General features: G+C 31.3%; 25 protein-coding genes. All 25 read left to right on the forward strand.

Going from position 1 to position 25,698, the window contains the following annotated elements; genetic code table 11:
• The first annotated feature begins 36 nt into the window (after window positions 1-36).
• The 25 genes from ACWJJ2_RS03195 (at window position 37) to ACWJJ2_RS03315 (ending at window position 25,561) form a co-directional block, all read left to right on the forward strand.
• The gene (locus ACWJJ2_RS03195) at window positions 37-489 is read left to right on the forward strand and encodes a Fur family transcriptional regulator (protein WP_165412740.1); all 453 of its coding nucleotides are present in this window, start codon (window positions 37-39) and stop codon (window positions 487-489) included.
• Window positions 490-737: 248 nt separating this feature from the next.
• Window positions 738-2,561, forward strand: a complete 1,824-nt coding sequence (gene typA / locus ACWJJ2_RS03200) for a translational GTPase TypA (protein WP_165412739.1) — start codon at window positions 738-740, stop codon at window positions 2,559-2,561.
• 21 nt (window positions 2,562-2,582) lie between these two features.
• The gene (gene mltG / locus ACWJJ2_RS03205) at window positions 2,583-3,581 is read left to right on the forward strand and encodes an endolytic transglycosylase MltG (RefSeq protein WP_462953815.1); all 999 of its coding nucleotides are present in this window, start codon (window positions 2,583-2,585) and stop codon (window positions 3,579-3,581) included.
• A 100-nt stretch (window positions 3,582-3,681) separates the two neighbouring features.
• A complete protein-coding gene (locus ACWJJ2_RS03210; protein ID WP_216302807.1) occupies window positions 3,682-4,350 on the forward strand; it encodes an O-methyltransferase in 669 nt (222 codons plus the stop codon).
• Window positions 4,347-5,579: a peptidase U32 family protein gene (locus tag ACWJJ2_RS03215; RefSeq protein WP_216302808.1), complete on the forward strand. Its 1,233-nt coding sequence runs from the start codon at window positions 4,347-4,349 to the stop codon at window positions 5,577-5,579. The genes ACWJJ2_RS03210 and ACWJJ2_RS03215 overlap by 4 nt, the downstream gene beginning before the upstream one ends.
• Window positions 5,579-6,214 (forward strand): uridine kinase, encoded by a 636-nt coding sequence (gene udk, locus ACWJJ2_RS03220; protein ID WP_165412735.1) that lies wholly within the window; start codon window positions 5,579-5,581, stop codon window positions 6,212-6,214. The genes ACWJJ2_RS03215 and udk overlap by 1 nt, the downstream gene beginning before the upstream one ends.
• A 62-nt stretch (window positions 6,215-6,276) precedes the next feature.
• On the forward strand, window positions 6,277-8,034 hold the full coding sequence (locus tag ACWJJ2_RS03225) for a penicillin-binding transpeptidase domain-containing protein (protein WP_462953816.1): 1,758 nt from the start codon (window positions 6,277-6,279) through the stop codon (window positions 8,032-8,034).
• 150 nt (window positions 8,035-8,184) lie between these two features.
• Window positions 8,185-8,886 carry an RNA polymerase sporulation sigma factor SigK gene (gene sigK / locus ACWJJ2_RS03230; RefSeq protein WP_253198157.1) on the forward strand — a complete coding sequence of 234 codons (702 nt, stop codon included), beginning with the start codon at window positions 8,185-8,187 and terminating at the stop codon, window positions 8,884-8,886.
• Window positions 8,887-9,130: 244 nt separating this feature from the next.
• Complete coding sequence (locus tag ACWJJ2_RS03235) at window positions 9,131-10,186, forward strand: type IV pilus twitching motility protein PilT (RefSeq protein ID WP_216302811.1); 1,056 nt, start codon at window positions 9,131-9,133, stop codon at window positions 10,184-10,186.
• A 374-nt stretch (window positions 10,187-10,560) separates the two neighbouring features.
• Window positions 10,561-11,814: a cell division protein FtsA gene (gene ftsA / locus ACWJJ2_RS03240; protein ID WP_165412731.1), complete on the forward strand. Its 1,254-nt coding sequence runs from the start codon at window positions 10,561-10,563 to the stop codon at window positions 11,812-11,814.
• Window positions 11,815-11,829: 15 nt separating this feature from the next.
• Window positions 11,830-12,921 carry a cell division protein FtsZ gene (gene ftsZ, locus ACWJJ2_RS03245; RefSeq protein ID WP_165412730.1) on the forward strand — a complete coding sequence of 364 codons (1,092 nt, stop codon included), beginning with the start codon at window positions 11,830-11,832 and terminating at the stop codon, window positions 12,919-12,921.
• Between the two features lie 286 nt (window positions 12,922-13,207).
• Window positions 13,208-14,014 carry a sigma-E processing peptidase SpoIIGA gene (gene spoIIGA, locus ACWJJ2_RS03250; protein WP_165412729.1) on the forward strand — a complete coding sequence of 269 codons (807 nt, stop codon included), beginning with the start codon at window positions 13,208-13,210 and terminating at the stop codon, window positions 14,012-14,014.
• Window positions 14,015-14,069: 55 nt separating this feature from the next.
• Window positions 14,070-14,777 carry an RNA polymerase sporulation sigma factor SigE gene (sigE, locus tag ACWJJ2_RS03255; RefSeq protein WP_165412728.1) on the forward strand — a complete coding sequence of 236 codons (708 nt, stop codon included), beginning with the start codon at window positions 14,070-14,072 and terminating at the stop codon, window positions 14,775-14,777.
• A 79-nt stretch (window positions 14,778-14,856) separates the two neighbouring features.
• Entirely contained in the window at window positions 14,857-15,540 is a 684-nt protein-coding gene (locus ACWJJ2_RS03260) for a helix-turn-helix domain-containing protein (protein WP_462953817.1), read from the forward strand.
• A 74-nt stretch (window positions 15,541-15,614) separates the two neighbouring features.
• Entirely contained in the window at window positions 15,615-16,433 is an 819-nt protein-coding gene (locus ACWJJ2_RS03265) for an IS3 family transposase (RefSeq protein WP_253198320.1), read from the forward strand.
• Window positions 16,434-16,745: 312 nt separating this feature from the next.
• On the forward strand, window positions 16,746-17,006 hold the full coding sequence (locus ACWJJ2_RS03270) for a YlmC/YmxH family sporulation protein (RefSeq protein ID WP_165412727.1): 261 nt from the start codon (window positions 16,746-16,748) through the stop codon (window positions 17,004-17,006).
• 60 nt (window positions 17,007-17,066) lie between these two features.
• Window positions 17,067-17,522, forward strand: a complete 456-nt coding sequence (gene nrdR / locus ACWJJ2_RS03275; RefSeq protein WP_165412726.1) for a transcriptional regulator NrdR — start codon at window positions 17,067-17,069, stop codon at window positions 17,520-17,522.
• 233 nt (window positions 17,523-17,755) lie between these two features.
• The gene (locus tag ACWJJ2_RS03280) at window positions 17,756-18,451 is read left to right on the forward strand and encodes a response regulator (protein ID WP_165412725.1); all 696 of its coding nucleotides are present in this window, start codon (window positions 17,756-17,758) and stop codon (window positions 18,449-18,451) included.
• Window positions 18,452-18,453: 2 nt separating this feature from the next.
• Window positions 18,454-20,157: a two-component system histidine kinase PnpS gene (pnpS, locus tag ACWJJ2_RS03285; protein WP_165412724.1), complete on the forward strand. Its 1,704-nt coding sequence runs from the start codon at window positions 18,454-18,456 to the stop codon at window positions 20,155-20,157.
• A gap of 180 nt (window positions 20,158-20,337) precedes the next feature.
• Complete coding sequence (locus tag ACWJJ2_RS03290; protein WP_462953818.1) at window positions 20,338-21,225, forward strand: phosphate ABC transporter substrate-binding protein; 888 nt, start codon at window positions 20,338-20,340, stop codon at window positions 21,223-21,225.
• A 202-nt stretch (window positions 21,226-21,427) separates the two neighbouring features.
• Window positions 21,428-22,339 (forward strand): phosphate ABC transporter permease subunit PstC, encoded by a 912-nt coding sequence (gene pstC / locus ACWJJ2_RS03295; RefSeq protein ID WP_462953819.1) that lies wholly within the window; start codon window positions 21,428-21,430, stop codon window positions 22,337-22,339.
• Window positions 22,339-23,226, forward strand: coding sequence for a phosphate ABC transporter permease PstA (pstA, locus tag ACWJJ2_RS03300; protein WP_220286570.1), 888 nt, complete (start codon window positions 22,339-22,341; stop codon window positions 23,224-23,226). Before pstC ends, pstA begins: the two co-directional genes overlap by 1 nt.
• Before the next feature lie 12 nt (window positions 23,227-23,238).
• On the forward strand, window positions 23,239-23,991 hold the full coding sequence (pstB, locus tag ACWJJ2_RS03305; RefSeq protein WP_165413525.1) for a phosphate ABC transporter ATP-binding protein PstB: 753 nt from the start codon (window positions 23,239-23,241) through the stop codon (window positions 23,989-23,991).
• A gap of 23 nt (window positions 23,992-24,014) precedes the next feature.
• Window positions 24,015-24,671 (forward strand): phosphate signaling complex protein PhoU, encoded by a 657-nt coding sequence (phoU, locus tag ACWJJ2_RS03310; protein ID WP_220286569.1) that lies wholly within the window; start codon window positions 24,015-24,017, stop codon window positions 24,669-24,671.
• A gap of 65 nt (window positions 24,672-24,736) precedes the next feature.
• Complete coding sequence (locus tag ACWJJ2_RS03315) at window positions 24,737-25,561, forward strand: substrate-binding domain-containing protein (RefSeq protein ID WP_220320203.1); 825 nt, start codon at window positions 24,737-24,739, stop codon at window positions 25,559-25,561.
• Window positions 25,562-25,698 lie beyond the last annotated feature (137 nt).

Raw genomic sequence — 25,698 nt, forward strand, 5'->3', positions numbered from 1 at the left:
TGAGTCAAATGATGTTTGTAGAAAAGGGGTATATATATGTCAAAGGTATCTCCAGAGAGCGTTGAGAGTTTAAAAGAAACTCTAAAACAAGAGGGCTATAAGCTTACTCCGCAGAGAAGGGCTATTTTAAATGGGATAATTAAGAGTGAAGGTAGCCATCTTACTGCGGAAGAACTATATGACTTGGTTAAATCTGACTGTCCAGAAATAGGTCTTGCTACAATTTATAGAACAGTTCAACTTTTAGAAGAAATGGGTGTAATTCGAAAGTTTGATTTAGATGATGGCTGTAGTAGATATGAACTTAACCATGAGAATGAGAGACATCAACATCATCACCTAATATGTAATCGCTGTGGTAAAGTATTAGAGGTGCAGGGAGATTTACTAGAGGAATTAGAGACTATTGTTGAAAAAAAATATAACTTTAAGATTGAAGATCATAGTTTGAAATTCTATGGTGTTTGTGACAAGTGTATTTGCAAATAATGTAAACGATAAATCCTACAGAGGAAGCATTTGTATTTATGTGGGATGATGTGATGAAAAAACCAAGTAAATGATGTAATTTAAGTAAATGTATCATTTTTTTAATAATGAATGCTATACATAGTTGACTTTTTTGCAAGATAACATTAAAATAAGTATAGTAAATGCGAAAGTTGGGTACTTAAAGACGTATCCAATTTTTGTTTGTGTAATATGTTTAACTTACGAAAAAAAATTGGAGGATTAATATGAATTTATTTACAAGAAATGATGTTAGAAATATAGCAATAATTGCTCACGTAGATCACGGTAAGACAACACTAGTGGATTGTTTACTTAAACAAAGCCATGTTTTTAGAGAAAACGAAAAAGTGCAAGAAAGAGTAATGGACTCTAACGATTTAGAAAAAGAAAGAGGAATAACAATTCTTTCTAAAAATACTGCAATAATGCATAATGGAATTAAAATAAATATAGTTGATACTCCTGGCCACGCTGACTTCGGTGGAGAGGTTGAACGAGTACTTAAAATGGTTGATAGCGTACTTCTTGTAGTTGATGCATATGAAGGTCCAATGCCACAAACTAAATTCGTTTTAAAAAAGGCATTAGAATTAAACCTTAAGCCAATCGTTGTTATAAACAAAATTGATAGAAAAGATGGTCGTCCTACACATGTTCTTGATGAAGTCTTTGACCTATTTGTTGAACTTGGAGCGGATGATGAACAATTAGATTTTGCAGTGGTATATGCTTCTGCTAGAGAAGGATTTGCTAAATTAAATGTTGATGATGTAAGTGACAACATGGAACCATTATTTGATTCTATAGTAAAGAATGTAAAGGCACCAGAAGGATATTTAGATATGCCACTTCAATTGCTTATTTCAACTATTGATTATAATGAGTATGTTGGTAAGATTGGAATAGGAAAGATCGAAAGAGGATCAATCAAAAGAAATCAACCTATCGCACTTATAAGAAAAGATGGCACAATAAACAATGTTAAAGTTTCAGCTCTTTTTGTTTACAAAGGTCTTAAAAGAGAAGAAACTGAAGAAGCAATGCTTGGTGATATAGTAGCAGTTTCTGGTATTCCAGACATTAACATCGGAGAGACAATAGCTGATATTAATGAACCAGAAGCTCTTCCATTCGTTGAAATTGATGAGCCTACACTAACTATGAATTTCATGGTTAATAATTCTCCTTTTGCAGGAAAAGAAGGAACTTATGTTACATCAAGACACATAAGAGATAGACTTATCAAAGAGCTTGAAACCAATGTTAGTTTAAGAGTAAAAGAAATTGATGATGGTTTTGAAGTAAGTGGAAGAGGAGAACTTCATCTTTCAGTTCTAATTGAAACTATGAGACGTGAAGGATATGAATTCCAAGTGTCAAAAGCAAATGTTATATTTAAAGAAGAAAATGGCCATAAAACAGAGCCAATTGAGTACCTTACAATTGACGTACCAGAAGAATTTATGGGCGTAGTAATGGAGAAAATGGGACCTAGAAAAGCAGAAATGGTAAATATGACTTCAGCTATAAATGGATACACTAGATTAGAATTTAAAATACCATCAAGAGGATTAATTGGATTTAGAAGTGAACTTATGACTGATACCAAGGGTAATGGTATAATGAATCACGTTCTAGATGGTTACGATAAATACAGAGGTGAAATACCAGATAGAAGTAGAGGTTCTTTAATTGTATTTGAAACAGGAGAATCAATTACTTACGGATTATTTAATGCTCAGGATCGTGGTACTCTTTTCCTAGAACCAGGAGTGCCTGTATATGCAGGAATGATTGCAGGAGAATGTGCAAGAGCTGGAGATATGGAGATAAATATTTGTAGAAAGAAACAATTAACAAATACTAGATCTTCAGGAGCAGATGAATCACCAAAACTAGTTCCAGTAAAACAAATGACACTAGAACAATGCTTAGAATTTATAGCTGTTGATGAGTTAGTTGAAATTACTCCTCTAAATATCAGAATGAGAAAAAGAATATTAGATTCAGGAGAAAGAAAAAGAGCAACTAGCAAAAAAAGCAAATAGCATAAATTATGGGGTGGTTTAATGAAAAAGATAGTGCTATTAATTATGGTTTTAATAGTTTGCGTATTAGCTGGTAATTTTCAGTATAAAAAGATAATACAGCATCCTATTAAAACTAATAAAGATATCTATGTTAATGTGAAAAATGGAGACGCTTTGTATAGTGTACTAGATGATTTAAACCAAATTGGTGCTATAAAAAATGCAAGTATTATAAAATTTTATATCAAATCAAACAAAATAAAATCTAATGTTCATACAGGAAAGTTCTTGATACCAAAGGATGTTACAGTTGTGGAGTTTATAAAAATTTTATCAACTGTAGGAAATGAAAAAGACATTATTAAAGTAACAATACCTGAGGGATTTGATATAAATAGTATTGCAAATATGCTACAAGAAAAAGGCATAATAAACAAAGAAAAATTTATTGATAGCTGTAAAACTTACAAGCTGCCTACTTATATTGCGGAAAAAGAAAACCGAAAATTTAATTTGGAAGGTTTTCTTTTTCCATCTACATATGATCTTAAAGCCGGTATGAGTGGAAATGCAATAATAAAATTAATGGTGGATAAGTTTTATAGTACTATAAATGAAATAAATAAAGAAACGCCTATAGAGATGAAGAAATTAGATGATATAATAATAATGGCATCAATTGTTGAAAGAGAAACTAGTGATAAAAATGAAAAAGCTAAAGTGGCATCAGTTTTTTATAATAGGCTAAAAAAAGACATGAAGTTACAATCTTGTGCAACTGTTTTATATTCTTTAGGTAAACATAAGGAAAAATTATACAATAAAGATTTAGAGGTTAAGTCACCTTATAATACCTACAAGGTGACAGGACTTCCTGTAGGTCCAATATGTAACCCAGGAAAAGAATCTATTAAAGCAGCCTTATCTCCTACTAAAACAAATTATTTATACTTTGTTTTAAGTAATGATGGAAAGCATTTTTTTACAGATGACTATAATGAATTTTTAAAGGTCAAAGATGTAACACAAGGATTTTAGTTAGTGTTAGTCACATGAGAATAAATAACAAGTCAGTATAATTATATCGTTGACTTGTTATTTGTTTTTATGTGCATTAATGAATTTTGGAGGAAATTAAATGAGTGGGATAACATATGATTATATGGAACAATATTTAAGAGATCTCATTCCAAGTAATGTTGGTATTTTAGATGAGCTAGAGAAATTTGCTCTCGAGAATAGAGTCCCTATAGTTCAAAAAGAAACTGCTAAATTTTTGGAATTAATGATAACTATAAATAGACCTAAAAAAATTCTAGAGCTGGGCACGGCTATAGGATATTCTTCTATTTTAATGAATTTAACTTCCGGTGGGTTAAGTGAAATTACGACTATTGAAAGAGATGAAAAAATGATAGAAATTGCAAATGCGAATATAATAAAATACGGAATGCAGAATAAAATTACTGTTCTAAAAGGAGATTGTTTAGAGATTTTAGAAAGTCTCCAAGATGAATATGATATGATTTTTATGGATGCAGGTAAAGGTCACTATAATCATTTTCTTCCTCACTGCTTGAGACTCTTAAAAAGAGAGGGAGTTCTTATTGCTGATAATGTACTTTTTCGAGGAATGGTTGCATCGAAAGAACTCGCAACACGTAGAAAAATCACTATAATAAAACGTATGAAAAGCTATTTAGAACTAGTATCTAATAATGATAACCTTGTAACTTCTGTAATACCAATGGGTGATGGTATCTCAGTTACAGTAAGAAAGTTTGCAGGGGGAAGTAAGGAGGCATGAAACTAATGAAACCAGAAATATTAGCACCGGCAGGTAATTTGGAGAAATTAAAAGCAGCTATAAATTTTGGAGCAGACGCAGTTTATTTAGGCGGAAGTAAATTGAATTTAAGAGCTTTTGCGGATAATTTTAGCAATGTTCAATTAAAAGAAGGTATAGACTTTGCACATTCCAAAGGTAAAAGAGTATATGTTACATTAAATGTATTTCCTCATAATGACGATTTAGAAGGCCTAGAAGGTTATCTAAAAGAAATATATGAACTAGGTGCAGATGCTATTATTGTTTCTGACCCAGGAATTATTATGACGGCTAGAGAAGTTGTACCAAATTTAGAAATTCATTTGAGTACCCAATCTAACAATGTAAACTACAAATCAGCTATTTTTTGGCATAAGCAAGGGGTCAAAAGAATTGTTCTTGCAAGAGAATTGTCTCTAGGTGAAATTAAAGAAATTAGAGCAAAGTTGCCGGATAGTTGTGAACTTGAAGCTTTTGTCCATGGATCTATGTGTATGGCATATTCGGGAAGATGTCTTATGTCAAATTATATGACGGGAAGAGATGCAAATCGTGGACAATGCGCCCAGCCATGTAGATATAAATATTTCTTAACGGAAGAAAAAAGAGATGGTGAGTACTTTCCTATAATAGAAGATGATAAAGGCACTTACATAATGAATTCAAAGGACTTATGCATGATAGAACATATACCGGAACTTGTAGAATCAGGGATAACGTCATTTAAAATAGAAGGAAGAATGAAAAGCTCATATTATGTTGCTTCTGTATGTAAATCCTATAGAGAAGCTTTGGATACATATATGAAGGATTCAGTAAATTATAAATTTCAAAAAAAATGGATGGATAACCTCTTGAAACCGAGTCACAGACAATATTATACTGGGTTCTACTTTGGAGATCCCAATAAACAGATACATGAATCCTCTTCATATATTAGAGATTACGATATAGTTGGAATTGTACGCGAATACCATTCGGAAAATAATATTGCATTAGTGGAACAAAGGAATAAAGTATTCCAGGGTGATACTGTTGAAGTATTAAGGCCTGTAGGAGATAATGTTTTAATTGTGCTTAATGATATGAGAAATTCTAAGGGCGAAAGCATAGCTGCTGCACCAAGTGCCCAGATGTTATTCACTGTAAATGTTAAAGAAAAACTACATGAGAATGATATACTTATCAAATCTAAGGAGAAAGAATAATGTATCGCCCGGTTTTAATAGGGATAACCGGAGGAACGGGTTCAGGAAAAAGCACTATAGCGAGAGAAATTTATAAACATTTTGATGAGACATGTATTACAATGATTGCACAAGATTCTTATTATAAGGATCAGAGTAATCTTTCTTTTGAAGAAAGAATAAAAACAAATTATGATCATCCGGATGCTTTTGATACTTCACTATTAGTGAGACACCTAAACCTTCTTTTAGAAGGAAAGGTTATTGAAAAGCCTATATATAATTTTGAAATGCATAATAGAATAGAAGAAACAGTTTCCGTGCAGCCAAAGGAAATTATTATATTTGAAGGAATTCTTGTACTCCAGGAAAAGGTTCTTCGTGACATGCTGGATATTAAAATATATGTAGACACAGATGCAGATGTTAGGTTTATACGAAGACTTACAAGAGATATTACCGAGAGAGGTAGAACAACAGATTCTGTTATAAATCAATATTTAAATGTTGTTAAACCAATGCACGAACAATTTATTGAACCTACCAAAAGACACGCTGACATTATTATACCTGAAGGCGGACATAATAAGGTAGCTATAGATATAATTACAGCTAATATAAGCCAAATACTGCAGAAACAGCAAAAGAAAAAATAACATATTTGAAGTATAAAACATCTCAATCTAGGCGAGAATTAGCCTAGGTGAGGTGTTTTTTTATGAGTAGTAGAAATAATATCTTTGGTTACTCAAATCAAAGAAGTGAAATTAAAAAAAGAACTTGGACGGTAATGGGTGTGTTTACGGTATTATTTTGTTTTTTAATTTGGAGAATCATGAATTACATGTATTTTAAATCTGAACCCTTGAAAACTATGTTTAATTCACAATATACAATAGATGAACAATATGGGTCGCTATATAGTTTAACTGACTGTAATGGGCGAGATCTTTTGAATTATGCTGTGAGTTACTATGCGATTATTGATCCTGTCGATTATTTGAGATTTAATGAATATACTAGCAAATATGACATGCAAGCATTAACTATTACTTTAAGAAACTATGATAAAGGCTATGATTTAGAAAAAATAAAAGGTAATGGTAATGGAGAGAAAATAAGATATAAAATTGATGAAGTGACTTATAATAAACTTAAAGATATTAAAAAAGTAAAAGGATTTTATACCTATGTAGCTAATGAAGTGATCAAGGATAGGAATTGGAAAATTGAAAATGTATTGATAGACCCGAAATACAATAAAGAATACGTTGATCCTGTATCTAAAAAAGTCGTTAGTGATTATGTATTCAAAGGTACTGATTCTTTGGAAATGGAAATATACAATAAAACTAAAAATAATGATTATACAAAAATTAGATTTGCTAAAGGGGTTAATGGCGAAATAGCTGCGGGCAAAATTATTAATCCTAAAAACAATGTTAATGTAAGACTTACCTTAGATAAAGAAATCCAAGATAAAGCCTGTGCTGTTATTCATGAGGGAATCTACAAAAAGTATAGTCAAATTGGTGTTGTAGTAATGGAGAGCAATAATGGAAAGATAAGGGCGATGGTACAAAAGGATGATAACGCTTATAATGCGAACTTAGGATATCCAAGTACTAATGGAGCTTTGCCGGGATCGATTTTTAAAGTTATTGTGGATGAAGCTGGTTTAGACACGAACAAAATAGATAACTATAAAAAATATACAGTAAGTCCTAAAATATTTCTAGAAGAGCCTTTTAAGGGAGAAACATTTACAGTTGCAGAGGCGCTAGCCAAATCTTCTAATAACATATTTGCTCAACTAGGTTGGAAAATAGGTTTTAAAAATATATATGATTATGCAGAGAAACAAGGGATGTTACATAAAGTATTAAATATTCATCAAGAGGCCAGTGGTAAGTTTGACATGGCGGATTTATTACACCCTACGGATGGTGATACAAGTCAAACAGCTATTGGTCAGAATGTTAGAATAACGCCGCTAGAAGCCATGAGTATTCCTAATACTATTATAAATAATGGAGTGTATGTTCAGCCAAGCATAATAGATGCATACGTAAATGACGATAATAAAATTCTAGGGGAAATTACCCCTAAAAATACGACCATATTAAAAAGAGAAACTGCAGAAGCTGTGAAACTTCATATGATGGATGTAGTAAACAAAGGCACAGGAACCCAGGCTTCAATTAAAGGCATGGATATAGGTGGGAAAACGGGCACTACTACATACTATGTAAATAAATTAGTAAATGGGAGAAAAGAAAGTCAGAAGTGTTCCGATGGATGGTTTGTTGGCTTTTTCAATTTAAACGGGAAAAATTATTCCATGGTTGTATATGTAAATAATATTGAGATGAGTAATGTAAAAGGTGTAGCAGATGAAGAAGGTGGAGGTACAGCGGCTCCGATATTTAAAAAAGTAGTTAACGCCATTAAAACATCTCCTGTGAGGCTGCATTAAAGATTTCGGAAGGAATGTTATTAGCTAAAGAAATTTATAAAATAATAAAATAAATTTCCATGTACAGGCACTTTTAGTAAAATAAATCATATTATATTATAAGCTCTATTAGGAGGAACATCTGTGTTTTTCATAAATTGTTTATTAGATATGATTGGAAATGTTACACTTTTGACGGCTTATATAACTGGAAGTAGTTCATTCCCTCAACCATTAAGTGAAGAAGAGGAGAAATCCTATTTAAAAAAGTTAAAGGACGGCGAGTTACTAGCTAAAGGTGTATTAGTTGAACGAAATCTAAGACTAGTTGCACATATAGTAAAAAAATATTCCTATCCAGGAAAGGATGTAGATGACCTGATTTCTATTGGAACTGTAGGTCTTATTAAAGCCATTGATTCCTTTGATATAAGTAAGGGAACAAGGCTTGCCACCTATGCTGCAAGGTGCATAGAAAACGAGATACTTATGCTTATTCGCAATAATAAGAAAACAAAAGGGGAGGTTTACCTGCAAGACCCTATTGGTATTGATAAAGAGGGTAATGAGATATCACTTATGGATGTGTTAAGCAGCGATGAAGATTCTATTATTGATATAGTAGAAAGTAAAATACAAATTAAAAAGCTTTATAATAAGATAAACGTAGCTTTAATGGATAGAGAAAAAACAATAATTCAAATGCGATATGGATTACTTGATGGTAACCCTAGAACTCAAAGAGAAATTGCATTGATCTTAGGGATTTCAAGGTCCTATGTTTCTAGAATTGAAAAGAGGGCATTAAAGAAGCTTAATAAGGAATTAAATAGTACTAGTAAAAATAGGTTGAATAGTTCTAATAAATTGTAACAACTATGGTATAATTATAAAATGTACACCGTTAGTCAAATAAAGCATCTTAACGATTTTCATTAAAGATACAAAATATTTCGGGAAAGAATGTATTTAAATTATTTATCTGAGAAAATAAAATTTCTGCAGTTAGGTGATGAAAATGGAGCAAAAATTTTAAGTGACAAGAAGATTCTAAAATTTAGAACTCAATTTGGCATATATATTTGGAAGCTTCATTAAAAGAACAGGAGGACCAATAATGATACCTCTTAGTGAATTACTAAAAAAGACAACAGAACAAAATGCATCAGATTTGCACCTTACAGTGGACTCAGTGCCAATCATTAGAGTCGATGGTAATTTAATACAAACAGGAAAAGATAAATTAACTCCAGCAGACACTGAAAAATACTCAAGAGAAATTTTAGAAAATTCTTATGAAAAATATTGTCAAAATGGAGAAATCGATACGTCTTACTTTATTTACGGACTTGGAAGATTTAGGGTTAATGTTTATAAACATAGGGGAAGCGATACTATAGCTATTAGAGTAGTTGCATTAAAAATACCTACTATTAAACAGCTTGAGCTTCCAGAGGTTGTTAGGGTTCTTACCACAAAACAAAGAGGGCTAGTTTTAGTGACAGGGCCTACAGGTAGTGGTAAAAGTACAACTCTCGCTGCTATGGTTAATGAAATTAATTCTACTAGAGCATGTAATATTATAACACTCGAGGACCCTATTGAATATTTACACAAACATAACAAATCCATTATTAATCAAAGAGAAATCGGAAAAGACAGTAAAAATTATAAAAATGCATTAAGGGCTATTCTTAGAGAGGATCCAGATGTTATATTAGTAGGTGAAATGCGAGATCTTGAAACGATTTCTATTGCTATTACTGCAGCTGAAACTGGACATTTGGTTTTCTCTACTTTACATACTATAGGTGCAGCAAAAACAGTAGATAGAATAGTTGATGTATTTCCTCCATATCAGCAGCAACAAATTAAAGTTCAATTATCAGCGGTAATGCAGGGAATAGTTTCTCAACAATTAATACCTAAGATAAGTGGAAGAGGGAGAGTAGCAGCGCTTGAGGTAATGATATCAACTCCAGCAATTCAAAATCTTATCCGCGAAGGCAAGACACATCAATTACAATCTTGTGTTCAAACTGGCGGGAAATATGGTATGAAAACTATGGATATGTCAATTGCAGAGTTATATAAAAAAGGTGTTATATCTAAAGAGGAAGCAATTAATTACTCAGTTGACAATGAAATGATTGTAAGAATGCTATCGCTTTAGTAAATAATTAAAAAACAAGCTAAAAGCATAGATAAATTATAGCTTTCAGCTTTATTTTTAATTTAATGTAAAATTAACCAATTTATATACTATTTGGTTGATTTACTTAACGATATGATATTGCTTTTTCTATATTTTGCTATTATAATTAGTCTAGAAGGACAAGTTAGCTTTTTAACATCATAATATAATGTATTTACTAATTTGAAATTAAGGTTATATATATCTGCAAATATACAATAAAATGAAATTAATTTTGATTATATTTAAATTTATAATAAATATTTAAAAAAATCATTTAAATTAAGAGGAAAATTTATCTTTTTGTTGAATATATACACTTAAGGTTTCTCTTATGAGGGGGGATAAACTTAATGAATGAACAAATAGTAGGGATTGATTTAGGATCATCAAAAATATGTGGATCAGTTGGTAAAATCAGTAGTAATGGAAAACTTCAGATTATAGGCATTACATCAGTTGTATGTAGTGGTTTAAATAAATCAGTTGTAATAGATATTGATAGTACAGCGGAAGCTATAAAAAAATGTATTACACAATTAGAGCGTATGACAGATACACAAATCAATGAAGGGTATATATCTTTACCTGGAGGAATTTGTGAACTAGTAAGAAATACAGGTATGATTGCGATATCTTCTGAAGACAGAGAAATAAAGCAGAGCGACGTGGACAGGGTAATTGAGGCAGCTAAACTCATCTCAGTTCCGCCCGATAAAGAAATAGTAGGTGTTGAGCCCGAACAATATATTGTTGATGGATATGATAATATCAAAGACCCTAGAGGAATGAGTGGTATAAGGCTAGAAGTTGAAGGACAAGTAGTCATGGCACAATCCACAGTAGTTAGTAATTTATTAAAAAGTGTGAAGCGAGCTGGAATTAAAGTTAATGGGATAGTACTTCAACCATCAGCTATATCAGAGGCTGTATTACGAAAAGAAGAAAAGGACATGGGAATAGCACTAGTTGATGTTGGAGCACAAACTATTGATATTTCTATTTACAAGAGTGGAAAATTAAAACATACTTCTATTATTCAATTAGGTGGAGATAACATAACCAACGATATCTCGGTTTGTCTTAAAGTTCCTTTTAGCGAAGGTGAAAGATTAAAGCTTAAATATGGAAGCTTAATTAAAGAAAAAGGAGAAAACGTTGAAAAAATTAGAGTCAAAGATTCTTATGATAATTTAATGGAAATTGATAATAATTTATTAGTTGATATAATTTATGCTAGAGTAGATGAGTTATTACATTTAATTAAAAGAAACCTAGTAAATAGTGGATTTTATAATGAAACTTCTGGAGTAGTAATAGTTGGTGGAGGTATAGCTTTATTAAGAGGCACTAATGAACTCAGTAAAGTTATACTCGATAAGTCAGTGAGAATAGGTTCACCAGAGTATGTAGGAGCAGCTAGCCCTATATATGTTACAGCAGTAGGTATAGTGCTTCAAGCTGTTAATAATATTAAAACTAGTAATAGTTCATTGGAAGAATCAGATGAACATTCATATGATAACAAATGGTCAAAAAACAAAAATATAAAAGTAGAAAATGGATTTGCATCAAAAATAAAAGGTTTTTTTGCAGATTTTTTCTAAAGAGGAGGTAGTGTTGTGCTAGATTTTGATGTTGATGTTCAAGAATTTGCTCAAATTAAAGTAATTGGGTGTGGAGGCGGAGGAAACAATGCTATAAACAGAATGATTATAGAGGGACTCAAAAACGTGGAGTTTATAGCGATAAATACGGATAAACAAGCTTTAATTCTTTCTCATGCAGTTCAAAAAATTCAAATTGGTGATAAGTTAACTAAGGGGCTAGGAGCAGGCGCTAATCCAGAAATAGGTATGAAAGCAGCAGAAGAAAGTAAAGAAGAAATTTCTCAAGCAATAAAAGGGGCGGATATGGTATTTATTACTGCAGGTATGGGAGGCGGTACAGGTACTGGAGCTGCACCTGTAGTTGCAGAAATCGCTAAATCCATGGGAATACTTACTGTAGGAGTTGTAACAAAACCATTCCCTTTTGAAGGCAGAAAAAGAATGATTAATGCTGAAATCGGAATAAAAACGCTTAAAGAAGTAGTTGATACTTTAGTAACAATTCCAAATGAAAGATTATTAACAATGGTAGATAAAAAAACTACATTGATGGACTCTTTCAAAATGGCAGATGATGTTTTAAGACAAGGTATACAAGGTATATCTGATTTGATTACTATACCCGGTCTTGTAAATTTAGATTTTGCAGATGTGAGAACAATTATGCTTGCTAAAGGTCTTGCACATATGGGTGTTGGTAGAGCCTCTGGTGATAATAGATCTCAAGAGGCAGCAAAACAAGCTATTTCAAGCCCGTTACTAGAAACTTCTATAGTCGGTGCTACAGGTGTACTTTTAAATATTACTGGTGGAATGGACTTAGGTTTACTTGAAATAAATGAGGCTGCGGAAATTGTACAAGGTGCAGCTGACCCAGACGCTAATATTATATTTGGTGCAGTTATAGATGAAGACCTAAAAGATGAAATAAGAATAACAGTTATTGCAACTGGTTTTGAAAGTGACAAAGTTGTGCAAAATAAAACTGTCCCAAAGCCTAAAGTAAAAGAACCAGTTAATCCTATTGAAGAAGTTGCATATACTAAAGAGTATGGAGATTCTGATTTAGAAATTCCAGCTTTTTTAAGAAGACAAAGCAAGTAATAAATAGTAAAGTGCCTTTTGGCACTTTATTTGCGTTTAGGGCAATTTTAATTGCTAATAGGACATAATCTCTATGCAAATTCACTGAGTTAACTTAAGTCGTTTTAGAGGGGCTAGTTAACGTGGTGAATTAATAAGGAATGGTCCTTTTTTTTACGTTGTATTTCCTAACACAATATGGGAAAAAATGGTGATTTATAGAAGAATAAAAATAAAAAAATATTGTAAAAAATGACAAAATTTTGATTGCATAAGTTATATAATAATTTTAAAGGAGGAAGAGCAAGTGATAGTATATATAGATGTCCTTATATTAGTGAATTTTATAGTTAATCTATTCATATTGCATATTACAGTTCAAACATTAAGAAAAAGAGTAAATCTTATATGGATGTGTCTTTCAAGTTTTATAGGCAGCTTATATGTATTAACAGTAGTCTATCCAAAGCTTAGATACTTGACATATTTGCCTTTTAAAATATTAGTACCAGTCGCGATGATTTTAATTGTTTTTAGAGAAAAAAACATTTTATTCAATATTAAGGCTTCTTTAATATTTATATTATATTCAATACTTTTAGCTGGAATGTGTTTATTTATACAAATGAACAATAGTAAAAATATGTCATTTGATATAATCATAATAAATTTTCCTTACGAAAAATTAATGCTTTCAGTAATGATAATTTATATATTGATATACAGGATCATGATTTTTATTGGAGATAGAAAAAAAATATCAACACTTATATACACTGTTGATATAATAAATAAAAGCTATAAAAAAACTATTAAGGCATTTTTAGATACTGGAAATGAGCTTCGTGAACCTGCTACCAACTTACCAGTATTAATTGTTGAACGGGATATTTTAAGCGAAATTTTGTTAGAAAGAAACAACACTTACTTTATTCCTTATAATGTAGTGAATGGCACTAATGGAAGGCTTATAGGGTTTAAACCACAGTATATTAATATTCATATTGATAAAAAGAATGTTGAAACAAGAGATGTAATTATAGCATTTTGTGAGTATAAATTAAGCAAAGATAATGACTATAACGCTCTTATGTCTAGAGGGATACTCAGTTAGATGATTTAATAGGAAATGATCGCTATGTGCTAATAATATAGATGGGGAGGAAATTATGTTCAATTTTAAAGTGATGTTAAACAAGTTATTTGCTAAATTCAAAATATTTTCAAACAATTTGTTTTATATAGGAGGGAACGATGCATTGCCACCTCCTTTAACTAAGGATGAAGAGTATGAGTTAGTAGTTAAATTAGATACAGGTGATAAGCAGGTGAGAGCTACCTTAATTGAAAGAAATTTAAGACTGGTAGTATATATAGCAAGGAAGTTTGAGAATACAGGCTTAAATGTTGAAGATTTAATTTCTGTAGGAACCATAGGGCTTATAAAAGCAGTTAATACTTTTGATCCTGAAAAGAACATTAAGCTAGCTACATATGCTTCAAGATGTATAGAGAATGAAATTTTAATGTATCTTAGGCGAAATAGTAAAATTAAAACAGAAATTTCTCTTTATGAGCCTCTAAATGTTGATTGGGACGGTAATGAATTGCTGCTCTCAGACATTATTGGAACGGACAACGATGTGGTTTATAATATTATTGAAGAAGATGTAGATAAACAATTGCTTTGGCTTGCTATGCAACGTTTAAATTCAAGAGAAAAAGAAATTGTTCAATTAAGATTTGGCTTAAATGGAACCATAGAAAAAACACAAAAAGAAGTGGCTGATATACTTGGAATATCACAATCTTATATCTCAAGGCTTGAAAAAAGAATAATAAAAAGATTACAAAAAGAAATAAATAAAATGGTATAGGGGCCGCAAGTGATATGCTCCCCTTATGGTAGACAGTTAAAATAATAAAACTGTTTACTATAAGGAGGGCTATTTTTTTATGGGAAGAAAATCAACTATATCAGACCAACAAAAAATTAAGTCTGTAACATCATATTTAAATGGAAAAGCTAGTATGTTAAGTTTATGCAACAAACTTCAAGTACATAAGAGTTCTTTTCAAAAATGGGTAATACGATATAAATCAGAAGGTGAAGCTGGGTTAAAACATTCTAGCAAAAATACTTCTTATACTGCCAAAATCAAGATTAACATTGTAAAAGAATATCTTGATGGGCATGGCTCACTGAATGATTTATGCATTAAGTATCATATTTCGTCAAATACAGTTTTATGCAATTGGATAAAGAAGTATAATGGTCATGAAAACATAAAATCTTCTGGAACAGGAGGAAAAATAATCATGACCAAAGGACGCAAAACTTCTTATATTGAACGCATTGAAATCATAAAGTACTGTATTGAAAACAATAACAGTTATAATAAAACTGTTGAAAAATATAAGGTATCTTATCCTCAGATTTATACCTGGATGAAGAAGTATAATCAGTTTGGTATTGAAGGGCTTTTGGACCGACGTGGAAAGCCAAAGGCTGAAGAGTTAATGACAGAAGATGAAAAGCTAAAAGCTCAATACAAGCTTTTAGAAGCACAAAATAGAAGATTACGGATGGAGAATGCTCTTCTAAAAAAAATCCAAGAGATAGAAAGAAGGCGATATTAAGCGAAGCTAGATACGAAGATACTTATCTTGCAATCCAAGAATTATCTAACAAAGATAAATTTCCTATAACTGAGTTGTGCATTATAGGCGGCGTTAGCCATTCTGCATATTATAAATGGCTACACAGAGAAAAAAGTAACCGAGTATTGAAAAACGAAGAATTATTAAAGCTTATTTGTGAGTTATATGAGGAAAAAGACGGTATCTTAGGCTATCGCCAGATGACGATTAAAATCCGTAGAGAATATAATAAAAAAGTTAATTATAAACGAATTTATCGTCTGATGCAGATATTAGGATTAAAATCCGTATGCAGAAAAAAAAGATATAATTATATTAAGTCAACTCCTGAAGTTACTGCAGAAAATATTTTGGATAGAAATTTTAAAGCAGAACAAGTCAATAAAAAATGGCTTACAGATGTAACCGAGTTTAAATATGGGAGAAGTGGACAAAAGGCTTATCTAAGTGCAATATTTGATTTAGGTGATAGAAGTATTGTTTCATATGTCATTGGTCATTCTAATAATAACCAATTGGTTTATCAAACCTTTAATCTTGCTGTTAAAGTATACCCTGATGCTAAACCAATATTTCATAGTGACCGAGGTTTCCAGTATACTTCAAAAATATTTAAAGAAAAACTAAAAAAAGCTGGAATGATACAGAGCATGTCGAGGGTTGGGCATTGTATTGATAATGGTCCAATGGAAGGATTTTGGGGAATCTTAAAAACAGAAATGTATTATCTTCATAAATTTGAAGACTATGAAAGCTTAAAGAAATCGATTGAAGACTATATAGAATATTATAATAATAGACGTTATCAAAAACGTTTAAAGTGCATGACACCAATGGAATATCAGCGATATCTATTAGGTAATGCAGCATAAATAAAGCGCCTACCAAATGATAGACGCCTTACATAAAATCTTTAATTATTTCCACTGTCTACTTGACAGGGGGCAGTTCAAAGTAGGACCCTTTTTATAAATTTATTTTAGAAACCGATTTTAAAAGTTATTATTTGAAGATTAAATATTAAGCAAAATGAAACAAATAAAGAAATGTTCTAATTATAAATAATATTTTTAATAACTTATGAATATAAATAATATAAAGTGCTAGGCCTCTAAAAATAGACTAGAGTAGTGACTAGCTGGTTTAAAAAAAGGGTTTATGAAAACTTATTGGGGGTGAACAAAATGGAAAGTTTAATGTTTGCAATAAATAATTTAAGACAGATGGAAATTATAGATATAAGTTCAGGCTCAAAAATGGGATATATCAAAGATTTAAAAGTTGATTGTGAAGACTATAGAATTATTTCAATCCTAATGCCAACCCAAAAGTCATCTTGGTTCAATAAAAATAATAGTGTTGAGATACCTTGGGAAAAAGTAAAGAAAATTGGGGTAGATGTTATTCTTGTAGATGGTAGTGATGTAAATATAGAAAACGAATAGGAAAAAGTGTATAATGTTAGTATATTTGCTAACTATACTATGAAAAGGACGTGAAGGCCATTGAAATGTCCATATTGCAGCTGTGAAGAAAGTAAAGTAGTTGATTCTAGATCAACAGATGAGAATATTGCAACTAGAAGAAGAAGAGAGTGCCTAAGTTGTTTTAAGAGATATACTACATATGAAAAAGTGGAAGATGTACCTATTTTAGTAATAAAGAAGGATTCTAATAGAGAATATTTTGACAGAACGAAAATATTAAATGGCCTTATGAAGGCATGCCAAAAGAGGCCGGTGTCAAGAAAACAAATAGAAGCTATTTGTGATGAAGTAGAAAAACAGTTAAACAATGAAATGCTTACAGAAGTGAAATCAGATTATATAGGAGAAATCATTATGAGCATATTAAAAAATGTAGATGAGGTATCTTATGTGAGGTTTGCTTCAGTTTATAGGCAATTCAAAGATATTAATACATTCATGGAAGAGATAAGGAAATTAATGTCTAAGGAATGAAAATGCCCTTAGGCATTTTTTTTATAATTTTTTTTTGAAAAACTACGAGAAAATTATGACGTAGCAGCTAAATATATTAGAGGCTGATGATATGAAACTATCAGGTAAGTAATAGAACAGTTTACTAGTGAGGATATTTAGAGTAATATTAAGGCTAGTAATAATAAACAAAAGAAAATGTATTATTGTTTATTTAAAACAATAAACTAACGCTGAAATATGGAGGGATTAACATGGCTGAAGAAAAAATATTAGTGGTTGATGATGAGGAACATATACAAGAGTTAATTAAATTTAATTTGGAGAAGAATGGTTATAAAGTTATGTGTGCTAATAATGGTATAGATGCTATAAAACTTGCTAAAGAACAATTGCCGCAATTGATGTTACTAGATTTAATGTTACCTGGAATGGATGGCCTAGATGTTTGTAAGGAAATTAGAAAAGATTCATCTATGTCAAATATGTCAATAATAATGATAACAGCAAAAGCAGAAGAAATAGATAAAATAATAGGGCTAGAGTTAGGGGCAGACGATTATATTACAAAGCCATTCTCAGTAAGGGAGCTAGTAGCAAGAATCAAAGCCATGCTTAGAAGAACCAATATGCAAGTAGCTGAAAAGTCTTTTAGTGTTGGAAATTTGACTATTGATTTTGGTAAGCACGAGGTTATTAAAGGTGAAATCAAAATTGATTTGACATTAAAGGAATTCGAACTATTGGAAATTTTGATAAAGAATAAAGGAAGAGTTATGACTAGAGACTTTTTATTAGATAAAATATGGGGTTATGAATACTTAGGAGAAACAAGAACTGTTGACGTTCACATAAGACATTTAAGGCAAAAAATTGAAGAAGATGATAAAAATCCAATGTATATCCAGACTATTAGGGGCATAGGATATAGATTTAATTTTGGAGAGTAATTATGAAAAAAAAATTACTTATATATTTGTTAAGCACTGTGATTTTTATATTTGTGGTAGTAACTGCATTATTCACGTCTATTTTTAATTATGAATATCAGCAAAATCTAAAAGGGAAGCTTCAAATTAATAACAATATGATTATTAGATTATTGCAAAGTAATAATTTAAGAGACCCTCAGAAATTTTTTATGGAGAACTTAGAAAGTTCGCAGCTAAGAGTTACCTATGTTGATAAAAATGGTAAAGTTATTTATGATTCAAATATAAGCGGGGAAACTATGGATGATCATAATGATAGGCAAGAAATAAAAGACGCAAGAAAAAGCGGCAGTGGATTTACAGTGAGATATAGTAAATCTACTGATCGGAATATGATGTATTTTGCAACCACTTTTGGTGATGGGTTTATTATTAGAAGTTCTATGCCTCTTGAAATTGTAAATGGATTAGGCAGTAAATATTTTAAGCTTTACATCTTAGCCATAATTTTTTCAGCAATAATGTCAATTTGGTTTTCTCTAAAACTATCATATATTATAGTAAAACCAATTACCGACTTGATTTTTATTACTTCAAGAATTAGTAAGGGCGAATTTCATAGAAGAGCTAGAGTATTATCAGATGGTGAAATAGGACAACTAGCTAAGAATTTTAATGAGATGGCGGATAAACTAGAGTCTACATTGAATGAAGTTACCGATAAGCAAAACAGGCTTGAGGCTATTTTGCAAAGTATGGATAGTGGAGTCATTGCTGTAGATAGAAAAAATAAAGTGATAATGATTAATCCATATGCTAAAAAAACATTTGGAATCACTAAAGATATTATAGGGCAGAATCTTCTGGATAATATAAGGGATTTTGAATTAGAAAATATCTTCCACCAAAGTGATAATGATTATAAGGAAATAAAGATAGTTTGGCCACAAGAAAGAGAACTTAGAATAAAAACTACAGATATAATTAACAGAAGCGAACATATAGGCACTGTGGCAGTTGTTCAAGATATTACAGAAGTGAAAAAATTGGAAAATATGAGAACACAATTTGTTGCTAATGTTTCTCATGAGCTTAAAACGCCTTTAACCTCTATTAAAGGGTTTGCAGAAACTCTAAAATATGTTGATGATGCTGACACAAAGGAAAAATTTTTAAATATAATCAATGAAGAAGCTGAAAGATTAACTAGATTAAGTACAGATATTTTAACACTTTCACATATAGAACAACAAAAGGAAGTTAAAAATGAAAAAATTAATATTAATAAAATTGTAGAAAATGTCTACAACTTAATGAAAAACATAGCAGAATTAAAAGGAATCAAGTTAAAGGTTGATCAGCGAAATGTAAAAGAAGTGATAGGTGACGCTGATAGGTTTAAACAAATGTTAATTAACTTAGTAGATAATGCAATAAACTACTCAGAAACTGGAGATAGTGTTTGCATTGGAATGGAGAGCAAGGATGATAGATGCATGCTATGGGTTAAGGACACTGGGGTTGGAATAGACAAAGAACAAATTCCACGTATATTTGAGAGATTTTACAGAGTGGATAAGGCTCGTTTAAGATCAAAAGGTGGCACTGGATTAGGACTTGCTATTGTTAAGCATATAGTACTTAAATTAAATGGAAAAATATATGTGGAAAGTCAGCTAGGATCAGGCAGTAAATTTATAGTTGAAATTCCGTACGCTAAATAAAAATAAAGCTATCGCGTTATTAACGTGATAGCTTTATTTTTATCATTGTAAAGTTTAATTAACATTAGCTAAACTTTAGTTAACTTTGCCTTAATACAAAGTTAACTTTCGGGGTATAATATTATAAGTGTAATGAGTAGCTAATAAAACAATCTAAATAAATGAACGGGGGAATTATCAATGAAAAGAAAAAACTTAAAATTAATGGTCGCTGCACTAGCAGTTGCAATGACAGCAGGAATTTCCACGGGTTGTTCAAGTAAAACTGCACCTAAAACTGAGACTAAAAAAAATGAGTTATCAGGTACAATAACAGCAGCAGGATCAACATCACTTCAGCCTTTAGCTGAATTAGGTGCTAAGAGTTTTTTAGATAAAAACCCAGGAGCAACTGTAAATGTTCAAGGTGGCGGTAGTGGTACTGGACTTAAATTAGTATTAGAAGGTAGTGTAGAAATAGGAAATTCAGATATTTATGCAAAAGATAAAGAAGGAATTGACGCAACTAAATTAAAAGACAATAAGGTATGTGTTATAGGAATTGCAGCAGTAACAAATCAAAAATCTAAAGTTGAATCTTTAACAAAGGCTCAATTAATAGATATATTTACAGGTAAGATAAAAAACTGGAAAGAAGTTGGCGGAGCTGACATGAAAATCACTGTTATAAATAGACCAAAATCTTCAGGAACTAGAGTAACATTTAAAGAATTTGGTCTGGATAAAAAGGAAGAAGTCGCTGGTTTAACTCAAGATTCGAGCGGAGCTGTTAAACAAGCAATTAAACAAACAGATGGGGCAATAAGTTACTTAGCATTATCATACTTCGCTGATGAGGCTAATAAAGAGGGTTTAACCGTACTGAAAATTAATGGTGTTTCTGCAAATGCAGAGAACATAAGCACAGATAAATATAAAATTTGGGCATATGAACATATGTATACCAAAGGTGAACCTACAGGAATAACAAAAGCATACTTGGATTATATGGTAAGTGATGAAATGAAGGCAGGTATAACAAAATTAGGGTATATTCCAATGGCAGATATGAAGGCTAAAAGAGATTAATATTCTCTAAATGCTGGGTAAAACCGGTCTTATTTTGCATTAAATTATCACTTTCGGTTCTACAATATTAACGACTTCAGAAGGAGATTTATAACCTCGCCGAAGTTTCATTTTTGTTAGGGTAGTAAGTCCACATTTATAGAAGGTAGGGGGACTTTCCTTCTGGAATATCGTTAAAATAATTTTTTTGAGGTACAATGATATGAAAAAAAATGCTATGAAAAAAATATTTTTAAAACTAAAGAATGAATATTTAGGACGTGGATTTGCAACATTTTGTGGTGCTGTTATAGTTATTCTTACTTTTTCAATCATATTTTTCCTAACGACTAAAGGATTAAATACCTTTATAAAGCACGGATACTCAATATTTCATTTTATATTCTCTGGAGAGTGGAATCCAGAGGTGGGGGGAGAATCTTTACCTCCTCAATTTGGAACTTTGATATTTATTCTTGGGTCTTCAGCAGTGTCTTTCCTTGCAGTGCTAGTAAGTGCACCGATAGGGGTAGCTTTAGCAGTGTTTATGAATGTAGTATCACCAAAACTTGGCACAAAAGTTCTTCAACCTGCCATAGAGTTATTTGTGGGAATACCTTCAGTTGTTTATGGTTGGATAGGTGTAAGTGTTTTAGTGCCTATTATTAAGCTTTGGTTCGGAGGAATTGGTTTTAGTTTACTCGCAGGAGTATTAGTTATAAGCGTAATGATTTTGCCAACAATCACAAGTATTGCGTCTGATGCTATAAAAACCATACCCAAAGATTATATAGAGGCATCTTATGGACTTGGAGCAACTAGATGGCAAACTATAATTAAGGTGATTATTCCTGCATCTAAAAGTGGAATATTAACAGGTATAGTACTCGGAGTTTCAAGAGCATTTGGAGAAGCATTAGCAGTGCAAATGGTTATAGGAAACTCAGTAGCATTCCCTAAGGGGTTACTCGGAACCACAGCTACATTAACAAGCATACTTACTATGGATATGGCAAATACAATCTATGGTACAGCTTGGAATGATGCGTTATGGTCAATGGCATTATTATTACTAATAATATCCTTTGTATTTATACTTATAATTAGAAAACTTGGAAGAAGAGGTGAGGTATAATGAGTTCTAAAGTTAAAGATAAAATAGCAACCATAGTTTTATATATAATTTCTGCTTTAGTAATTCTTTTACTCGTAAGCCTCATAGGATATATACTATATAATGGAAGGCAATCATTAAATTTAAAATTTATATTTGGAGAACCCCAAATTGGTGAAGCCGGTGGAGGGATTGGACGTCAATTATATAATTCGTTACATCTGCTTGTAGTAACACTTATAATCACAGTGCCACTAGGTGTAGGGGCTGGAATATATTTAGCTGAGTACGCAAAAGAAGGCAAGCTATTAAATATTATTAGATTGAGTATTGAGACTATGGCATCTCTACCGTCTATAGTAGTTGGTCTATTTGGACTTTTAGTGTTTGTTAATATGACAGGATGGGGATATTCTCTTATTGCTGGAGCATTAGCTATAACTATAATAAATTTACCTGGACTTACTAGAGTTAGTGAAAATGCTATTAAAGCCGCTTCGTCTGGTGTTAAAGAAGCAAGCTTAGGATTAGGTGCAACTAGATGGCAGACTATTAAAAATGTTATATTGCCATCTGCAATGCCTCAAATTCTAACGGGTGTTATACTGGCAGCGGGAAGAATATTTGGAGAAGCAGCGGCATTACTATATACTGCAGGTATGAGTGCACCAACTTTGAATTTTACTAATTTAAGTTTAACTAGTAAAGCTTCAGCTTATAGTTTATTAAGGCCCGCTGAAACCTTATCTGTATATATATGGAAGTTGAATTCTGAAGGGATGGTACCTGATGCTACTAAGATAGCAAATGGAGCTTCAGCAGTTTTAATAATTGCAGTGCTTATATTTAATGTATCTGCAAGGGTAATTGGGAAAAAATTGTATGAATCTCATACAGGAAGTAAATAAGGAGGGTATAATATGGGAATTGTTATAGCAAAGAATCTAAATCTATATTATGGCAACGTTCAAGCACTGAAAAATGTAAACATTAATATAGAAAAAAATTCTGTTACTGCACTTATAGGACCATCAGGTTGTGGTAAATCGACATTTTTACGTACTATAAACAGAATGAATGATTTAATAGATTCTGTTAAAATAGATGGAGAAGTATTATACGAAAATAAAAATATATACAATCCAGATTATGATGTTATAGATTTAAGAAAGAAAATAGGAATGGTATTCCAAAAGCCTAATCCTTTCCCTATGTCAATATACGATAATGTGGCTTATGGACCCAGAATTCATGGTCTAACTAATAAGAAACAACTTGATGAAGTTGTAGAGAATAGTTTAAAGGGAGCTGCACTTTGGAATGAAGTAAAAGATAGGCTTAAAAAGAGTGCGCTAGGATTATCTGGTGGACAACAGCAACGTTTATGCATAGCTAGAACTTTGGCAGTAGAACCTGAGGTTTTACTGATGGATGAACCAACTTCAGCATTAGACCCTATTTCAACTTTAAAGGTTGAAGAATTAATGGATGTTCTCAAAAAAAAGTATACAGTTATAATTGTTACGCATAATATGCAGCAAGCAGGTAGGATTTCTGATTATACAGCATTTTTCTTAAATGGAGAAATCATTGAGAATGGAAAAACAGAGGAGATTTTTTACAAACCTCGAGATAAAAGAACAGAGGATTATATTACAGGAAGATTTGGCTAAAATATAATAAGGAAGGTGATTTAATGGCAAGAAAAGTATTTGAAGCGAATCTTCAAGAGCTTCATAATGATTTAATTAGAATGGGAAGCATAGTAGAAAAACAAATTTATGACTGCATCGATGCCTTAGTTACTCAAAACACCGAAAAAGCTAAAAAAATAATGAAGAATGATGACATAGTTGATGAAATGGAGCGAGAAATAGAAGATAAAGCAATAAAATTAATCGCTATGCAGCAGCCTTTAGCAATAGATTTAAGAAATATTTTCACTATGACAAAAATAGTAACGGACCTTGAGAGAATGGCTGATTATGCCGTTGATGTTGCTAAAATCACATTAAGATTAAAAGATGAAAAGTATGTAAAGCAACTAGTAAGTATACCTAAAATGGCTGAAATAGTAGTGCTTATGATAAGAGATGCCTTGGATGCCTATGTGGCAGGAGATGTTAAAAAGGCTTATGCAGTTTGCAAAAGGGATGATGAGGTAGATACTATATATAAGGAAGTATTTAGAGAACTACTACAATTAATGATTAAAGATCAAAATACAGTAAATCAAGCTACTCAATTTATATTCATTTGTAAGTGGCTAGAAAGAATTGCTGACCATACAACAAACATATGTGAATGGACAATTTATCTAGTTACTGGTGAAAAAATTAATTTAAACGAATAGTTTTTAGATAAAATACAAAAACTACAATAAATACAAATTTAAAATATTGTAGTGGAGTTGTGATTATGAAGAAAAAAAAACTAAAAAATTTTTTTATATTTTTTTGCGTTAGTATGATAATGCTAAGTACAGGGTGTAAAAAAGGTGCAGAATTCAAAGAAAAAAAGTCCAAAAGCATTAAAATAATTTGTGAAGACACAGTTTTTCCTTTGGTAAATGATTTAGCACGTGATTATAATTTAAATAATGAGCATGCAGTTACTGTGGAATCTGCTGAGAAAGAAAGTGCTTTTAATAAATTAGATAATTCTGAAGGGGATGTTTTAATTGGATATGTTCAGCCAGATAAGAAGGAGATTGAAGCTGACATGCTAGCTTGTGATGGAATAGGGATTATTGTTAACGCTAGCAATAAAGTGGATGGTGTGGGAACTCAGGAATTAAAAAAAATATATACTGGAAATATAGTAAACTGGGAAAAATTAAATGGTGAATCAAAAACAATAGTACCTGTAGCATATAAAAATATGTTAAATACAGCCCAGCAGGGATTTAACATAAGGATAATGGATACTCCTGTAAAAGAACAAATGGGTAATAGCACTCAATATGTATCAAGTGTAGAAGAGATGAAGAATTTTGTTGCTCAGAATAAAAATTCTATAGGATTTATACCTGGACAGTGGTATAATAAAGAAAGTAAATTTTTAAAATTAAATGGTATTGAAATTACTAAATCAAATTTACAAAATGAACTTTACTTTCTAAGGATTCCAATAAAAATGTATTATTCTAAAGAGAAAGAAGACAGTTTAAAGGATCTTTTTCAGTATTTTAAAAGTGAAGATGGTAAGAAAATTATTAGAAAATATTGCATAGAAGCATTTTAATACCTCCTTCTTAGGAGGTATTTTTATTCTGTAGTAAATTGCATAGCAGGTTTAAATCCATTAGTATAAGATAGTTAAAAAACCGCAAAATGAGCGTAATTTGCTTTTTTTCTTCTTTTAACGACTAATAGCGTTGA

The organism is Clostridium sp. CM039, from assembly GCF_055081075.1.

Excerpts from the sequence above, each read along its gene's own strand:
- pstA (WP_220286570.1), top strand. The coding sequence starts at position 22,339 with ATGAGTTCTAAAGTTAAAGATAAAATAGCAACCATAGTTTTATATATA.
- ACWJJ2_RS03215 (WP_216302808.1), top strand. The coding sequence starts at position 4,347 with ATGAAACTAATGAAACCAGAAATATTAGCACCGGCAGGTAATTTGGAG.
- ACWJJ2_RS03210 (WP_216302807.1), top strand. The coding sequence starts at position 3,682 with ATGAGTGGGATAACATATGATTATATGGAACAATATTTAAGAGATCTC.
- ACWJJ2_RS03195 (WP_165412740.1), top strand. The coding sequence starts at position 37 with ATGTCAAAGGTATCTCCAGAGAGCGTTGAGAGTTTAAAAGAAACTCTA.
- sigK (WP_253198157.1), top strand. The coding sequence starts at position 8,185 with ATGATTGGAAATGTTACACTTTTGACGGCTTATATAACTGGAAGTAGT.
- typA (WP_165412739.1), top strand. The coding sequence starts at position 738 with ATGAATTTATTTACAAGAAATGATGTTAGAAATATAGCAATAATTGCT.
- udk (WP_165412735.1), top strand. The coding sequence starts at position 5,579 with ATGTATCGCCCGGTTTTAATAGGGATAACCGGAGGAACGGGTTCAGGA.
- ACWJJ2_RS03290 (WP_462953818.1), top strand. The coding sequence starts at position 20,338 with ATGAAAAGAAAAAACTTAAAATTAATGGTCGCTGCACTAGCAGTTGCA.
- ACWJJ2_RS03280 (WP_165412725.1), top strand. The coding sequence starts at position 17,756 with ATGGCTGAAGAAAAAATATTAGTGGTTGATGATGAGGAACATATACAA.
- ACWJJ2_RS03225 (WP_462953816.1), top strand. The coding sequence starts at position 6,277 with ATGAGTAGTAGAAATAATATCTTTGGTTACTCAAATCAAAGAAGTGAA.
- mltG (WP_462953815.1), top strand. The coding sequence starts at position 2,583 with ATGAAAAAGATAGTGCTATTAATTATGGTTTTAATAGTTTGCGTATTA.
- ACWJJ2_RS03260 (WP_462953817.1), top strand. The coding sequence starts at position 14,857 with ATGGGAAGAAAATCAACTATATCAGACCAACAAAAAATTAAGTCTGTA.
- sigE (WP_165412728.1), top strand. The coding sequence starts at position 14,070 with ATGTTCAATTTTAAAGTGATGTTAAACAAGTTATTTGCTAAATTCAAA.
- ACWJJ2_RS03270 (WP_165412727.1), top strand. The coding sequence starts at position 16,746 with ATGGAAAGTTTAATGTTTGCAATAAATAATTTAAGACAGATGGAAATT.
- ftsA (WP_165412731.1), top strand. The coding sequence starts at position 10,561 with ATGAATGAACAAATAGTAGGGATTGATTTAGGATCATCAAAAATATGT.
- ACWJJ2_RS03315 (WP_220320203.1), top strand. The coding sequence starts at position 24,737 with ATGAAGAAAAAAAAACTAAAAAATTTTTTTATATTTTTTTGCGTTAGT.
- phoU (WP_220286569.1), top strand. The coding sequence starts at position 24,015 with ATGGCAAGAAAAGTATTTGAAGCGAATCTTCAAGAGCTTCATAATGAT.
- pstB (WP_165413525.1), top strand. The coding sequence starts at position 23,239 with ATGGGAATTGTTATAGCAAAGAATCTAAATCTATATTATGGCAACGTT.
- pnpS (WP_165412724.1), top strand. The coding sequence starts at position 18,454 with ATGAAAAAAAAATTACTTATATATTTGTTAAGCACTGTGATTTTTATA.
- ACWJJ2_RS03235 (WP_216302811.1), top strand. The coding sequence starts at position 9,131 with ATGATACCTCTTAGTGAATTACTAAAAAAGACAACAGAACAAAATGCA.
- pstC (WP_462953819.1), top strand. The coding sequence starts at position 21,428 with ATGAAAAAAAATGCTATGAAAAAAATATTTTTAAAACTAAAGAATGAA.